General features: G+C 68.8%; 12 protein-coding genes. 7 read left to right on the plus strand and 5 right to left on the minus strand.

Annotated features, from left to right (window positions below; genetic code table 11):
- Window positions 1-23 precede the first annotated feature (23 nt).
- Window positions 24-1610, minus strand: a complete 1587-nt coding sequence (locus tag K8640_RS34140) for a hypothetical protein (protein WP_223750901.1) — start codon at window positions 1608-1610, stop codon at window positions 24-26.
- 533 nt (window positions 1611-2143) lie between these two features.
- On the opposite strand from K8640_RS34140, the gene K8640_RS34145 reads away from it, so the two are divergent.
- The 4 genes from K8640_RS34145 (at window position 2144) to K8640_RS34160 (ending at window position 5790) form a co-directional block, all read left to right on the plus strand.
- Window positions 2144-3316, plus strand: a complete 1173-nt coding sequence (locus tag K8640_RS34145; protein WP_223750902.1) for an FAD-binding oxidoreductase — start codon at window positions 2144-2146, stop codon at window positions 3314-3316.
- Window positions 3306-3932 carry a hypothetical protein gene (locus tag K8640_RS34150; RefSeq protein WP_223750903.1) on the plus strand — a complete coding sequence of 209 codons (627 nt, stop codon included), beginning with the start codon at window positions 3306-3308 and terminating at the stop codon, window positions 3930-3932. Before K8640_RS34145 ends, K8640_RS34150 begins: the two co-directional genes overlap by 11 nt.
- Window positions 3929-4690: an aldo/keto reductase gene (locus K8640_RS34155; protein ID WP_223750904.1), complete on the plus strand. Its 762-nt coding sequence runs from the start codon at window positions 3929-3931 to the stop codon at window positions 4688-4690. Before K8640_RS34150 ends, K8640_RS34155 begins: the two co-directional genes overlap by 4 nt.
- Window positions 4691-4905: 215 nt before the next feature.
- On the plus strand, window positions 4906-5790 hold the full coding sequence (locus tag K8640_RS34160) for a DMT family transporter (protein ID WP_074959133.1): 885 nt from the start codon (window positions 4906-4908) through the stop codon (window positions 5788-5790).
- Here the strand turns inward: K8640_RS34160 and K8640_RS34165 are convergent.
- Window positions 5774-7129, minus strand: a complete 1356-nt coding sequence (locus K8640_RS34165; protein ID WP_223750905.1) for a lysine 2,3-aminomutase — start codon at window positions 7127-7129, stop codon at window positions 5774-5776. The genes K8640_RS34160 and K8640_RS34165 overlap by 17 nt on opposite strands.
- A gap of 393 nt (window positions 7130-7522) precedes the next feature.
- On the opposite strand from K8640_RS34165, the gene K8640_RS34170 reads away from it, so the two are divergent.
- The 3 genes from K8640_RS34170 (at window position 7523) to K8640_RS34180 (ending at window position 11085) form a co-directional block, all read left to right on the plus strand.
- The gene (locus tag K8640_RS34170) at window positions 7523-8140 is read left to right on the plus strand and encodes a hypothetical protein (RefSeq protein WP_223750906.1); all 618 of its coding nucleotides are present in this window, start codon (window positions 7523-7525) and stop codon (window positions 8138-8140) included.
- A 93-nt stretch (window positions 8141-8233) separates the two neighbouring features.
- Window positions 8234-9664 carry a pitrilysin family protein gene (locus K8640_RS34175; RefSeq protein ID WP_223750907.1) on the plus strand — a complete coding sequence of 477 codons (1431 nt, stop codon included), beginning with the start codon at window positions 8234-8236 and terminating at the stop codon, window positions 9662-9664.
- A gap of 11 nt (window positions 9665-9675) precedes the next feature.
- Window positions 9676-11085 carry a pitrilysin family protein gene (locus K8640_RS34180; protein WP_223750908.1) on the plus strand — a complete coding sequence of 470 codons (1410 nt, stop codon included), beginning with the start codon at window positions 9676-9678 and terminating at the stop codon, window positions 11083-11085.
- A gap of 67 nt (window positions 11086-11152) precedes the next feature.
- Here the strand turns inward: K8640_RS34180 and K8640_RS34185 are convergent, their stop codons facing one another.
- From K8640_RS34185 to K8640_RS34195, 3 genes are all read right to left on the minus strand, one after another.
- A complete protein-coding gene (locus tag K8640_RS34185) occupies window positions 11153-11905 on the minus strand; it encodes a DUF5953 family protein (RefSeq protein ID WP_223750909.1) in 753 nt (250 codons plus the stop codon).
- Window positions 11902-12813 (minus strand): DUF6310 domain-containing protein, encoded by a 912-nt coding sequence (locus tag K8640_RS34190; protein ID WP_223750910.1) that lies wholly within the window; start codon window positions 12811-12813, stop codon window positions 11902-11904. The genes K8640_RS34185 and K8640_RS34190 overlap by 4 nt, the downstream gene beginning before the upstream one ends.
- Window positions 12814-12889: 76 nt before the next feature.
- The gene (locus K8640_RS34195; RefSeq protein WP_223750911.1) at window positions 12890-15079 is read right to left on the minus strand and encodes a DPP IV N-terminal domain-containing protein; all 2190 of its coding nucleotides are present in this window, start codon (window positions 15077-15079) and stop codon (window positions 12890-12892) included.
- Between the last annotated feature and the right edge of the window lie 255 nt (window positions 15080-15334).

Below are 15334 nucleotides of genomic sequence, written 5' to 3' on the forward strand. Positions count from 1 at the left end.
TGATGTGATTGGCCCCTGAGCGCCTACAGCCGGCTCGGGTCATCCACGCGGTAGTGGCCCAGCCAGTAGTCGTCGTCGAAGCCGGGCAGGTCGATGTTGATCTTCTGCATGTGAATCTGGCCGCGCGCGCCCATGCGCGGGTCCGCGTCCAAATCCCAGAGGTCCAGGCCCTCGAACTCGTCGGTGGAGCCATAGGGGACGTAGTAGTACCCCTGCACGTACCCGTTGACGACGTCCACCATGTAGATGCCGGACGTCTGGCCTCCGCCGCCCACGCTCACGTAGAGGTTGCCGCGCGCGGAAATCTTGCCGCCTTGAATCCAGGTGCCCTGCGGGATGTTGCTCGAGAAGGACAGCGTGCGCTTGTGCGTGATGGACACCGTCGTGCCGGACAGCGTGATTTGATAGCCGCGCAGCACCGTGTAGCCCGGGTGGTTCGTCACCGCGTAGAACAGGCCGTCACGCGGGTTGTGCGCGATGAAGGCCACGCCGCCCTCCCACTGCGGCAGGGACGCATAGCCGATGTACTGCATGCTCGTGTTGAACACGCCCACCGCGCCGCTGCGCCCCGGGCCGTCCATGGCGATGTAGAGGTAGCCGTTGACGTGCACCAGGTCGCCGTAGTGCCGGAAGCCCGCGTTGTACCAGGGCGAGGGCATGCGGTAGGTGCCGCCGGGGTTGTTGTTCAGCCCCGCCATCGGCCACCAGGCGATGAGTCCCTCGGTGGACTCGTCCTTCCAGAAGTTCGTCGCGTTGCGCGTCTGGTACCAGTAGTGGGCGTCGTGGGTGAGGCCCTGGAGGTTGTCGGAGAAGCCCGTGTAGCTGCGGTCGCTCGGGAAGTCCGACAGGTTGGCGACGATGTTGGGGATGGCATAGCGGTAGCGCTCCACGAAGAGCGCGTTCGCGGTGGCGTCGATGCCGGAGCGGTACTGCGCCGCGCCCACCGCCCACGTGCACGTCCACCACCACCTGGGCAGGCTGGCCGTCTGCAGGCGCTGCCACGCGCCGCTGCCCCAGCGCTCCAGCCACAGCGTGCCCGTGGCCTCACCCGTGGTGGCGCAGGCCTGGTAGTACTTCTGCACCGGGCCCCAGCCGGAGTGCGCCCAGCTGTACACGTTCGTCGGGCACCAGATGGCGTCGTACTCCTGGTTGAGCCCCTGGCAGAAGTTGGCTGACCACCACGCGGTGTCCGGCAGGGCCTGCTGGCTGACGCCGCCGGGCCCCACGTCGGCGGAGCTGCGGGCCGGCCCCTCGGGCGCCAGGGCCTCGCGGGTGGGCGTCAGGTGCAGCATGGACGGCGCGCGGCTGGCGGCCTCCACCAGCTTCGCGGGCGGCTCCTGCCCGCCGGACAGCTTGCGGTAGACCTCCGTGATGGGCATCCCGTCGAACGCCGCCGCGTCCGGCATGGGCGTGCCGCGCGGGCCCTTCACCACGGTGACGATGCCGTAGTCGGGCACCTCGTGGAACGAGATGGACTGGCCCTCGGGGAGCGTCACGCTCGCCAGCCGCGTGCCCGGGTCGTCGCCGGCCTCCAGCGCCTCGTCCGTCTCCGGACCGCCACACGCCACCAGCATCGCCGCACAGCCAGCCCACTTGAACAGACCTCGCACGCGCTCACGCCTCCTGAAGGATTTCAAGGTGAACGCAGCCGGTGTGTTTGCTTCGGTCCGCCTGGGGCTCGTCGCGCCGTGCGCGCTCCCGTCAGGCGTGTGGGGGACTTGTGGGCAAGCGCCGCGTGAGCGCGGCGGCGCTGGTCGTTCGGGCGCGGCGTGGCCCTCTTCGCCCGCTCGGGCGTGGAACCTCGGATGTCCGAGCGCCGTTGCTTGGCGTTCCCACGGACGCGGGTGGACCCCTCCCGTCACGGAGGGCGTGCGCCACGGGGCTTCGGGAGGGCTCCTGGCGGCGATGCCAGCGGCGCCGTCGCGCGGAGCGTGACAGCCCGTTGTCTCCGGGCTGCCTCGCGCCACCGACTCCGGACGATGTCTGACATGAGGCCGGACGCCGCACCCGGCGCGTCCTTCCGAAGTCAGACGCGAACCGTCAATAGTTGCAAATCAAGTTAATCGTGCAAGTCACGATTATGAAAACTCTCCGTCATGAACACTGTCTGACGGGGGGCCGCGAGCCTTTTGGGGAGACCTCCGTGACGCGAAACCTGCAGCGATATGACGTGGTGTTGGTGGGGGGCGGGGTGACGGGATTGATGGCGAGCCACAAGCTGGCGCGGCTCGGCCTGCGGTTGTTGTTGTTGGAGAAGCAGCCGACGTTGGCGAGCGGGCCGTCCACGCGCAACGAGGGCTGGCTGCACCGGGGCAGCTATCACGCGGGCTCGGTGAAGGACCGGCAGGCGGCGGTGCAGGTGGCGCGGCGCTGCATCTACGGCCACGAGCAGATTCGCGCGTTCGCGCCGGAGGCGGTGGAGGACGCGGACCGTCCGCCGATGGTGCTGGTGCGGGACGCGGACCGGCTCCAGGAGCTGGTGTCGCGTTGGGACGAAGCGGGCGTGTCCTATCGGCCGCTGACGAAGGCGCAGGCCTCCGCGCGCTTCCCGTCGGCGGACCTGACGCGGGCCTCGGAGGTGTTCGAGGTGGCGGACGTGAGCATCAACACGCGGATGCTGTACCGCAAGCTGCTCACCTCCGCGCAGCAGGGCGGCGCCGAGGTGCTCACCGGCGCCCGGCTGGAGCACGTGCGCGGCTCGGAGGCCACCGTCGTCATGGCGGACGGCTCGACGCTGCAGCTGGAGTCGCGGCTGTTCGTCTACTCGACGGGCTTCGGCGCGCGGGACTTGTTCCGCCAGTTCTTCGAGCTGGAGCTGCCCATCCGCTACTGGAAGAGCCACCTGGTGGTGGTGCCTCGGCTGGGCGGCCACGGGCTGTTCTACGTGGACCCGCACGAGGCGGCGATGATGCACCACGGGGACTACAGCGTCGTGGGGCTCAACGAGGACGCGCTCCTGTGCGCGAACCCCGACTACCTCGTCGTGCCCGAGCGCGCCGACAACCTGCACCGCGCGCTGGAGCGCCTGGTGCCGGGCTGGAAGAACGCGGGCACGTACAGCGACGTCGCCTGCACCAAGGTGGACTTCGCGCCGGATGCCACGTCCGCGCGCTCGCTCAACATCGCCATCCACGAGCCGGTGCCGGGCCACATCTGCATCCTGCCGGGGAAGATGACCGAGGCGCCGTTCCTCACCGACGTGCTCACGGCGCGGCTCTACGAGCGGCTGGAGGACGGGCTCATCGCGAAGCGGCCGTGTGACGTGCTCCACGCCAGCCTCGCCTCCGTCGCGCGGGAGGCCCACCATGCGGCTTGAGCTGCTCGCGGCCCTGGACGCGCCCCGGCGCTCCGCAGGGTTGTTGACGGTGACGGAGGTGCTCGCGCTCGCGGACACCGGCAACGTCATCTACGACCCGTTCTCCGTCCTCATCTCGCGGCACCTGAAGCTGGGCGAGGGCAACGTCCTCTACCCGTGCGTCACGCTCACCTGCGCGCCCACGGCCGAGCTGCGGCTGGGGAATCGCAATGTGTTGCACACCGGCACGCTGCTGGCCGCGGAGACGGGCGCCATCCTCGTGGGCGATGGGAACCAGTTCGGCGAGGGCGGATTCACCGCGAAGGCCAACCGTCCCGGCGCGTGCATCCGCATCGGCGATGGGGGCCGCTATCTCGGCGGGGCGTCGGTGTTCGGCGAGTGCTCGCTCGGCTCTGGCACACAGCTGCTCGGGGCCATCACGGTGGACAGCTGCAAGCTGGCGGCGGGCGCGCCCTTCAGTGACGCGGACCCGGACGCGCGCGCGGCGGTACTGAAGGGCTCGGGGACGGCGCGGGGGCTCGTGCTCGAGGTGGGGCAGGTCATCCTGGGCAACGGCGTGTTCCGCGCCGAGGACGTGAAGCCGCAGGCCTTCTATCACCCGAAGGTGAAGTCATGAGCGCGGTGGGACTGGGGCTCGGGCTGCTCTCGCTCGGGCGCGCGTGGGGCTATCGCTCCGAGCCACCTCCGACCGAGGCGGATGGACAACACCTGCTCGACACCGCGTTCGAGCTGGGGGTGCGCTGCTACGACACCGCGCCCGCGTATGGGTCGAGCGAGCAGCGCTTCGGCGCCTTCCTGTCGCGGCTCGGCGCCGAGCGCAGCTCCGTCTTCGTCGCCACCAAGCTGGGGGAGCACTGGGACGCGGGGAAGCAGGCGTCGTTCACGGACCACTCGTACGACGCGCTTCGCAGGAGCCTGGACGAGAGCGTGCGGCTGCTCGGGCGCATCGACCTGCTCCAGGTGCACAAGGCCACGGCGGCCAACGTGAGCTCGCCCGAGGTGCTGCGCGTGCTCGAGTACGCGGGGACGCTCGGGGTGCGTCACGTGGGCGTCAGCGTGAGCGACGTGGCCGCGGCCGAGGCCGCGTGTGACGTGGGCGTGTATTCGTTCCTCCAGTTCCCGTTCAACGCGCTGAACACCACGCTCGCGCCCGCGTTCGAGCTGGCCGCGCGCCACGGGCTGCAGGTCCTGGTCAACCGTCCCTTCGCCATGGGGCAGCTCGTCCAGGAGGAGGGGCGGGAGCCCACGCGGTCCGCGAGGGAGTCGCTCCAGCACATCCTCCGGCAGCGCTTCTCCGGCTACGTGCTCACGGGCACCAAGTCCGCGAAGCACCTGCTCGAAACCCACGCCGTCTTCCGCTCACTCCAGGGCTGACGGCACGGCTCGAACCTCGCTGGCGGGGCGCCGGAAGGGCTCCCTGCTGTCGCACCCGACAGCGCGCGTCGCTCGCGAGACCCACGCTGGCATCCGCTCGCTCCAGGGCTGACGGCGCATCCCCTGTTCGCTGGCGGCCGGAAGGCTGCGGCCAGCACCCCACCCGGGCGACGTGAGCGCCCGGGCGGCCCACTCTTGTCTCGGAAAGCCCCACCATGTGGATTGCGTATGGCCTGGGCGCGGGCGTGATGCTCGGCCTGTATGACGTCTGGACGAAGAAGGCGATGACGGGCAACAGCGTCATCCCCGTCGTCATGTGGTCCTCCCTCTTCGGCGCGCTGTGCTGGGTGCCCGCGCTGATTCCGGGGGCGCTGCCCGTGCCCATCGACCCCTTCGGCCTGACATGGCGCGAGCAGGCGTGGCTGCTCCCCAAGGGCGTGGCGATGACGGCCTCTTGGATTCTCGCGTACTACGCCGTGCGCGAGCTGCCCATCTCCATCGCGGGAGCGGTGCGAGCGTCCGGCCCGCTGTGGACGCTCGCGGGCGGGTTCCTGATGTTCCGCGAGCTGCTCACGCCCCTCCAGTTCCTCGGGCTGATGCTCACCGTCTGCTCGTACTACGTGCTGTCCATCGTGGGCCGCAAGGAGGGCCTCGCGCTGTCCAAGAGCCGCTCCTTCTGGTGGATGCTCGCCGCCACCGCGCTGTCGGCGGCGACCACCGTCTACGACAAGTTCCTCGTCGCGCGGCTGGCGCTGCCGGTGCTGGAGCTGCAGGCCAGCTCCGCGTTCCAGCGCTGCCTGCTGTCCGCGCTCGTCTTCGTGCCGTACATGTGGCGACGGGGCGCGTGGGGGCTGGGGCTCACGTGGAGCTGGGGCATCCCCCTGGTGGGGTGCTCGTGGGTGGCGGCGGAGCTCATCTACTTCGTCGCCATCTCCGAGCCCCAGGCGCTCGTCACGCACCTGTCCGTGCTGCGCAGGACGAGCCTCATCGTCGGCTTCGTGCTGTCGGCGCTCTTCTTCCGCGAGGCCAACATCGCGCTGAAGTCCGGGATGATTGCCGTGCTCATCCTGGGCATGGCCATCCTCATCCTGGGAGGTTAGCGGCCTCCCCCAGGGACAGGTCCGCTTCCCACGGGAAGCGCGAGGCACCCAGCGCGGGCTTCAAGTCATGCAGCCACGTGGCGTGCTCGTCGTAGCGCGCGAAGAAGGGCTTGCCCACCAGCTCCGCGTCGCGCGCCTGGATGAAGTGCAGCATGAACACCTTCTCACCGCCCAGCTCCATCACGCCGTCCACGCACACCTTGCCCGGCGTGGCGGACATGGAGGGCCCGCGCACCGTGCGCGCCAGCCCCGACACGCGCCGGTACGCCTGCTGGAAGATGTCGTACGCGGACGCGAGCGGCACGGCGAAGTAGTCCTGCGGCCCCGTGTCCCGCTCGACGAACATGTAATACGGCACCATGCCGTGGCGCAGATGCGTGCGCCACATGCGCTCCCACGTGGCCGCGTCGTCGTTGATGCCGCGGATGAGCGGCGCCTGGGTGCGGATGACCGCGCCGGTGGAGCGGATGCGGCGCACCGCCTCCTGGACGATGTCCGGCTCCATCTCCCGCGGATGGGAGAAGTGCGCCATGAAGGCCAGGCTCTTGCCGGACGCCACCACCTTCTCGAACAGGCGCAGCGTGTCGTCCGCGTCCGGGTCCGTCACGAAGCGCTGCGGCCAGTACGCCAGCGACTTGGTGCCGATGCGGATGGCCTCCAGGTGCTCGATGCCCAGGAGCGGCTCGATGTAGCGCGACAGCACCGCCTCGCCCATCACCATGGGGTCGCCCCCGGTGAAGAGCACGTTGGTGACCTCCTCGTGCTCGCGCACGTAGTCCACCATGGGCGCGATGTCCTTCGACGCGAACTTCAGGTCCGCGTCCCCCACGAACTGCGCCCAGCGGAAGCAGTACGTGCAGTAGGCGTGACACGTCTGCCCTTGCTTCGGGAAGAACAGCACCGTCTCCTGGTACTTGTGCTGGAGCCCCGGGAGCGCCTCCTCGTTCGCCTGCCGGGGCACGTTCAGCTCCATCTGCCCCGCCGGATGCGGATTGAGCCGCGCGCGCACCTCACGCACGTACGCCGCCAGCTCCAGGCTGCCCGTGCCCTCGCGCATCAGGTCGACCAGCCGTGACACGTCCTCGGCCGGCAGCATGTCCGCCTGCGGGAACACCAGCCGGTAGAGGGGGTCGTCCGGCGCGGCCGACCAGTCGATGAGCTCCTCGACGACGTAGCTGTTGACCCGGAAGGGCAGCACCTGGGCCACCGCCTGCACGGCCAGCCGCTCTTCCGCGGAGAGCCCCGCCCGGGTGGTCAACTCGTCCAGGTTCCTGTGGGTGAAGGCACGGTACCGCTGTCCCACGGACAGAGACCGCACCGCGTTGGATGAAGCGCTCACGCGGTTCCTCGCTTTGCATGACAGGGTCCTCCGCGAGGCTCCGCGGAAACGGCCCTGGGATGAGAGGTGAGTCGATGGTCAGACGTGCCTTTTGACCACCAACGAGGTGGAGGTTCCGGTTACCATGGGCTCCTGGATGTGTCACCCCTCCGAGGCGGAAAACCGCAGGGAAATTGACGGGGTGAGCGTGGACCCTCGGGCGGATTGATACTTCCCGTCCGTGCGGGCCGAGCGCCTGGCGTGTGACGCCGCGCGCAACGCGGTTGCACGTCTGTCATTGAATGCGGGCAGGGTGGAGAGGGGCCTGGGCGGGCGCGGAATTTCCGTGCGCCAGGGGAGGCGGCGCGGACCCTAGGATGGCGGCCCTGGTCTTCCGCTGGACTCCGAGACGCCATGACTGCTCCGCGCCGTTCCGATGATGCCCCGCCGTCCCCCGCACCTGCGCTCCACCTGGTGGTGCACCCTCGTCCCGAGGGCCTCGCCGATGGGCTCAAGAAGCTCCTGGGAGGGGTGGGGGTGGTGGTGGGGGCGCCGCTCGTCGTGTTCGGGCTGTTGATGGGCGTGGTGGGGGTATCGGGGATTTTTTCTCCGGGTGAGGGGAAGAAGGCCTTGGACGGCGTGTTGCTGCTGCTGGTGTCGGGCGTGTTCGTCGGGGTGGGGCGCTTCGCGTGGAAGAAGGGCATGGTGCCGTTCCGCGACGCACGGCGCAGGGAGCTGCTGTTTGGATTCGTCCGAGCACAGATGCGCATCCGCGAAAGCGACGTGGCCGGGCTCCTCAAGGTGTCGGAGCCCGAGGCGCGGGAGCTGCTCTCGAGGAGCATCGCCCGGCAGGAGGTGGATCTGGTCTACCTGTCGGAGTCGCGCGAGTACGTGCACCGGAGCGTCTTCGCCCACTCGCAGAGCGTGGCGCGCAGGTGCCCCGCGTGCGACGCGCCCGTGGGCGCCACGGGCGTGCTGCCGGGGGACAAGGTGGTGTGCTCCTACTGTCAGTCCCCGTTCGTGGTGGCCTGAGCGGGTCGTTTCACCTGCCGGGGCAATCACGTCCCGCGCAGGCTCGTAGTGGCCTCGTCGTTTCGACGCATGGCCAGGTTCCAGGGAGGGTCGATGAAGAGAGTCCTCGGAGCGGTTACCGCCGCCGCGTTCCTCGGGTGCGCGGCGTCACGAGAAGCAGCACAGCCCACACCCCCGCCGCCCGCGCCCGAGCCGGCGAAGGTGGAGGCCGCCGCCCAGCCGCCGAAGCTCCAGGTGCCGGTGGAGTACTACAAGCTCGACAACGGCTTGCGGGTGGTGCTCTCGCGCGACACGACCGTGCCCAAGGCGGTGGTCGGCGTCTATTACAACATCGGCTTCCGCATCGAGCCGAGGAACCGCACGGGCTTCGCCCACCTGTTCGAGCACATGATGTTCCAGGGCTCGACGAACCTGGGGAAGATGGAGCTGGCGCGCCTCATCCAGAAGAACGGCGGCATGTTCAACGGCTCCACCCGGTTCGACTTCACGAACTACTTCGAAATCGTCCCGTCCAACACGCTGGAGACCATGCTGTGGGCCGAGGCCGACCGCATGCGCGGCCTGGAGGTGACGGAGGAGAATCTCAAGAACCAGCAGGGCGTGGTGGCCAACGAGGTGAAGGTCAACGTCCTCAACCGGCCGTATGGCGGCTTCCCGTGGCTGGACCTGCCGCAGGTGGCGAACACCAACTGGTACAACGCGCACAACTTCTACGGCGACCTGAAGGACCTGGAGGCCGCCACGCTCGAGGACGTGCGGGCGTTCTTCAAGACGTACTATGCGCCGAGCAACGCGGCGTTGGTGGTGGTGGGCGACTTCGAGCCCGAGCAGGTGAAGGGCTGGGTGCAGCAGTACTTCGGTCCCTTGCCCAAGGCGCCGGTGCCGCAGTTGCCGGACATCTCCGAGCCCCGCCAGGAGAAGGAGAAGCGGCACGACAAGAAGGACGCGCGCATCACCCGGCCGGCGTTCGCGGCGGGCTATCACATGCCAGCGGTGGGCACGCCGGAGTTCTACGCGATGGCGCTCATCGACGAAATCCTGCTGCAGGGCAGCGACAGCGCGCTCTACCAGCAGCTGGTGCAGAAGAAGGGCATCGCCGGCGAGCTGAGCGGCGGGGTGAACGAGCTGGGCAACCAGTGGAACTACAACGGGCCCATGCTGTGGACCGTGTACCTGTTCCACGACACGGTCATCTCGCCGGAGACGATTGCCGGGGAGATCGACGGGGTGGTGGCGAAGCTGGTGGAGAAGCCGGTGGACGCCGAGACGCTGGCGCGGGCGCGGGTGAAGGCGCGCTCCCGGTTGTACGCGCACGTGGAGGGCATGCTCGGCTTCGGGCGCGCGGACCTGCTGGCCTCGTCCGCGCTGTTCTTCGACGACCCGGCGCGCATCAACCGGCTCGAGGACGAGCTGATGAAGGTGACGCCCGAGGTGATTCAGCGCACGGCCGGCGAGTACCTGCGTCCGACGAACCGCACGGTGCTCACGGTGTCGGCTTCCCCCCAGACGCTCCTGGCTGACTGAGGAACGCGAACATGACCTTCCATTCCATTCGCAACCGTCTCGTCGCGTCCTCGCTGTTGGTGTTCGGGCTGGTGGCGGCGCCGGTGCTGGCCGCGCCCGCCGCGAAGGAGGCTCCGCCGGCGCCGGCGGCGCCCAAGCCCTTCGATGTGCCCCAGCGCACGTCCTTCAAGCTCGACAACGGGCTGGAGGTCTCGTTGTTGCCGTATGGCGACATGCCGAAGGTGGCCATCCAGCTGGTGGTGGACACGGGCAACATCCATGAGACGGCGGACGAGACCTGGCTGTTCGACCTGGCGGGCAAGCTGCTCAAGGAGGGCACGACGACGCGCTCCGCGGCGCAGGTGGCCCAGATGGCGGCCGAGCTGGGCGGGGAGCTGGACATCGGCACGGAGCAGGACCAGTCCTACGTGGGCCTGGAGGTGCTCTCCGAGTTCGCGCCGAAGGCGGTGTCGCTGGTGGCGGACGTGGTCCAGAACCCGGCCTTCCCCGAGTCGGAGGTGGAGCGGCTGAAGGGGGACCTGATTCGCGAGCTGGCGGTGTTCCGGACGATGCCGCAGGTGCTGGCCAACGAGGTGATGGCGAAGGCCCTCTACGGGGACCATCCGTACGGGCGCCGGCTGGCGACGGAGGCGCAGCTCAAGCGGTACACGCGGGAGCAGGTGGTCAAGCACTACGAGGCCAACGTGGGCGCGGCGCGCTCGCGGCTGTACGTGGTGGGGCGCTTCGAGCCCGCGGAGGTGGAGAAGGTGGTGCGCGAGGCGTTCGGTGGCTGGCGCGCGGGCCCGGCGCGGGTGAAGAACGTGCCGAAGCAGCAGGTGGCGAAGTCGGTGCAGTTCCTGGACCGGCCGGGCTCGGTGCAGTCCACGGTGCGGGTGGCGACGAGGGCGTTGCCGCCGACGAGCGAGGACGCCATCACGCAGGATGTGCTGAACACGATGCTGGGTGGGTACTTCAGCTCGCGCGTCACGTCGAACATCCGTGAGAAGAAGGGCTATGCGTACTCGCCGTACAGCGCGGTCTCCGAGCACGTGGAGGACGCGTACTGGGTGCAGAACGCGGACGTGACGACGGCGAACACGGGGGATTCGCTGAAGGAGATCCTCAAGGAGGTGGACACGCTGAGGAAGACGCCGCCGCCCGCGGAGGAGCTGCGCGACGTGCAGAACTACCTGGCGGGGGCGTTCCTGCTGGAGAACTCGTCGCGCACGGGGCTCATCTACAAGCTGCGCTACGTGGACCTGCACGGCCTGCCGGAGACGTACCTGAAGGACTACGTGAGCCGGGTGATGGCGGTGACGCCGGACCAGGTGCGCGCCGTGGCGGCGAAGGTGCTCGCGCAGGACGCGATGACCATCGTCATCGTCGGCGACATGAAGGTGGTCAAGCCGCAGCTGAAGGTGCTGCCGCCGAAGCTGCGCTGATTTGAAGCGCCCGGGGGCGGAAGGCCATCGTGGGTCTTCCGCTTCCGGAATTGCCGACCGGCGCGACTCACGCCGTGCGCCGACCTATCGCGGGAAGGCGCTCATAGGCTCGCTGAAGCGCGTCCAGGTGGGAGGGGTTGTCGTAGTCGAGCGGCGCGTCCGTGAGCTGCACAACCCACCCGCCCGAGGCCGTGCGCCGTGCTCGTGAGAGCAGTCCGGTGTCGTGGGTAGGGGCAGGGAAGCCGATGCGCTTGGCGGCGGCGCTGGACCAGTGGTTCAGCCACCCGAGGAAGCAGGGTGTCTCTGGCGCGGAGAGTTTCTCCGGGAGGTCGAGCATGGGAAGCCCGCGAGGAGAGCGCTCGGGGGCCTGGGGGGAGCGGCGAAACTGTCGCGCAACCTCTGCGCCGTAGCTGTCCGGGGACGCATGGCCCCAGAACGCGCGCGCGCCCTCTGCCATGCCCTCGAGCAGGGCCGACGCCGCGGTGATTCCGCCTTCATCCAGTGGCAGTCGCGCATGGACTTCGACCTGGTCCTGACCGCCTGGGCTGAAGAGCCCGGACCGGTCCCTCCCCGAAACCGTGATGGGGTAGCTCTCGTCGCCGTTGCACAGGAGGGGGAAGGCCCCGTCCAAGGTGTTCTCCGTGAGCCACGCATCACGGTCGGGCAATGCGATGGGGCGGCCGCCCCCGGCGAGCTTCCATTGCAGGCGCAAGCCAGGGAGCGACTGTTCCATGCCATGGACGATGGCGAGCGCGCGGTCATCGTGCCTCGCGAGCGCTGGGGCGTAGGCGATGACGATGAGGGTTCTGCTCTTGTTCATCGTGAGCACCCCGTGACGACGATATCGAGCGTGGGGTCCTGTGCTTCCAGCATGTCCCGATGGGCCGTGGTGCTCACTCCGATGACGAAGCCATAGCCGCAGGCCGTGGCTGCTCTGCGCTCCCTGCCGAGTTGCTCCATCTCCTTCTCTATCTCCTGACTCTGGATGAAGCCGTTATAGGTATCGAAGCGGTGGGTCTTGATCTCCCAGAGCACTCGCGCGCCAACTTGCAGCGCATCGAAGCGAACCCCGTTCACGAGGACGTCCATGCCTGGATACCGGTTGGGTGGAAACCTGTCGGCGCACGCATTGTGCGGCGCGTCCTCTCCTGCGTGAGGAACCGGGATGGGTCTGCACTCAGGGCGGCGCTCGTGTTCGCGAGGCCCTGTTGGCACAGGAGGAAACGCGTCCTGTGCCGATGGGTCTGGAGTGGGCTTTCGATTCGCCGAGGTGTCTCGCGGAGCCGACTTCGTTCGGGGAGTGGCCTCGTCCTCGTTCGGACGATTCCCGCTCAGCGCATACGCATCCAACGCTTCCTTGATGGCGACACCCACCACCACTGCGCCCAGGACGATCACCGCGCCCACGACGATTTCGGGCGCAGCGAGGACGCAGAGGCCGACGCCCAGCGCCGCCGCAGCCGTAGAAGCGACAGCACATCGTCCCGTCCGGTCATTCAGCCGGACCCGGTCATGGTCGAGCGCCGCGAAGCACCGCTCCGCGAGCACGGGCCAGGGGTGGGCGGCCTCGCGAACGACGCACCGTCCTCCGTCAGTCCAGGGTAGTGTCGCGGCCCGCCGGAGGTTGGCCAGCTTCGGGCTCCGGGACGTACGCGCTCCTGGGTTTGGTGTCGACGTGGCACAGGCGGAGCTGAAGAGCAGGAGTGCGGCGCAAGCGCGGAGTCGCATGGTTTCGTTCTGGTCGATGTGGTGCGCCGTGGGGGAGAAGCTGGCTGCTCGTGGAGTATGCCAGCAGTCCCGACGGCTACAGGTGCTGGTGGAAGTAGCGCGCCGTCTCCTCCCACAGGCGTTCGGCGAGCACGGGGTCGAACACCATGTGCCCCATGCCGCTCAGGGGCAGCAGCTCATGGGGCTGGCCCGCGCGGAACAGTGCGTCCGACAGCTTGAGCGCCTGGAAGAAGAGGACGTTGTCGTCCGCCGTGCCGTGGACCACCAGCAGCTTGCCCATGGGCTTGTCCGCCTTCACGTGCGTGAGCAGCGAGGCCTGCTCGTAGGCCTGCGGCTGCTCGTCGGGCAGGCCGAAGAAGCGCTCCGTCAAATGTGAGTCGTAGTCGCGCCAGTCCGTCACCGAGGACACGGCCACCGCGGCCTTGAAGACATCCGGACGCGTGAGCACCGCCAGCGCGGACATATAGCCGCCGTTGCTCGCGCCCGTGATTCCCACACGGCCCAGGTCCATCTCTGGCACCTCGGCCGCGAGCGCGCGCAGCGCGGCCACCTGCTCGTCGAGCACCAGGCGAGGCCAGTCGTACTTCGGCTTGCGCAGCTTCGCGTCCGCGGTGGGTGCCACGCCGCGCCCGTCGAGCTTCACCACGATGAACCCCTGGTCCGCCAGCCACTGGTCCGTGAGGTGCTGCATCATGCTCTGGTACACCATCGCCATGCCGGGCCCGCCGTAGATGTCCACGATGACCGGCAGCTTCACCCCGGGCTTCGCGTCGCGAGGCCGCACCAGCGACGTGGGATAGCGCTCCTTGCCCACGTGCCGCACCTCGATGCGCGGCTGCAGCGCCGGCACCTTCGCCAGCGAGGGCAGCTCTCCCACCCGCGTGCCATCCGCCTTCAGCACCGTGGTGTTCTTCATCCGCCGCGGCCCCTCGGCGCTCAATGCCAGGAACCCGCCCCGCTTGGAGAGCTTCGCCTGCTCCAGCGCGGGGCGCTCGCTCGTGACCCGCGTCGGCTTGCCTCCCGGGCTCAGCCGCCACACGTAGCGCTCCTCCGACGCGGTGCCGCCGGAGAAGTACACCGTGCCGTCCTGCTCCACGTAGCCCACCAGGTCGTAGAAGCCCGCGTCGGGCGACACGAGCGAGCGCACGAGCTTGCCCGTGACATCGCGCAGCTCCAGCTCACCCGCCCCGTTGCGCTCGGTGTACCAGAGAAACCCGCTCCCATCCGCGAGCCAGTGGGGGAACGTCTGATGCAATGTGAGCCAGGCGTCGTCCTTCTCCACCAGCAGCGTGCGCGTGCTCCCCGTCCTCGGGTCCACCGCGAGCAGCAGCTCCTCCGTCTGCGCGCGGTTCTGCACCAGCACCGTCAGCGGCCCCTTCGCCGGCCAGCGCACCGTGGCGAGGTAGGGATACTTCTGTGCATCCCACTGCACCCACGTCGTCTTGCCACCCGTGACGGGGAGGATGCCCAGCCGCACCCGCGCGTTGGGCTTGCCCGCGCGCGGATAGGCGAGCCGCTGTCCCTCCCGCTCGGGATTCAGCGCGTCCGGGACGACGAGCTTCTCCACCCCGCTCGAGTCGGACTCCGTGTAGGCCAAGGACTTGCCGTCCGGGCTCCACCAGTAGCCGGAGAAGCGCATCATCTCCGCGGTGGCGATGAACTCCGGCGTCCCGTGGCTCTTGTCCTCCGTGCCTCCCTTCGTCACCGCCCGCTCGGTGTTGGTCGCGAGGTCCAGGCGATACACGTCGTGGCCCCGCACGTAGGCCACCTGCGTCGCATCCGGCGAGAAGCGCACGTCCATCGCGCCCTCGCCCAGCTTCAGCTCCGTCACCTTCCCGGAGGCGCGCGCGACGACGTACTGCTTGCCCGACATCCCCACGAGCAGCTTCTCGCCATCCTCGGACAGCGCATAGGAGCTCAGGCCTCGCGGTGAGGCGCGCACGGGCTCCAGCTTCACCTTCGCCTGGGCGGTGAGGCTCTCCCGTGCACGCTGGAGGAGGCTCTCCGCGGTGAGGTACTCCCGCGTCTGTCCCGTGGCGGTGTCGAAGGCGTGGAGCGCGGTGGCTCGCGAGCCCTCCGCGGTGCGCAGGAAGAGGAGCGTCTGCTCGTCCGGCGTGAAGCTCGTGGACGAGGGCCGGCCGCTGTTGAAGTAGCGCGTCTCCACGAGCTGACGGATGAAGCTCTCCGTCTTCGGCGCCGACGCGGAGGGAGGCTGGGCGAGAACGGGCGTGCTCAGCAGGACCAGGGCGGTGAGGAGGATTCGCATGGGGGTGTGGTCGGAGTCATCGGGATGATGACTCGCGAGGTGAAGAGACCATGTCATGGCGATGTCGAGACATCTGGAAGTACTCCTCGGTGCGACAGACAACGTGACGCATCGGGGCGGTGCCCGTTGACCATGACCGTTCCATGGCAATGCGTGCGACGCGGCCTGTATGCTCATTCCATGGTGCGTCCTGAAGGACGAGAAAGAGGAGCACGTCCATGCTCCACCAGACCTGCGGGTGAGAGTCCCGTCCGG

It is taken from the genome of Myxococcus sp. XM-1-1-1 (assembly GCF_020037095.1).
Taxonomy (GTDB): domain Bacteria; phylum Myxococcota; class Myxococcia; order Myxococcales; family Myxococcaceae; genus Myxococcus; species Myxococcus fulvus.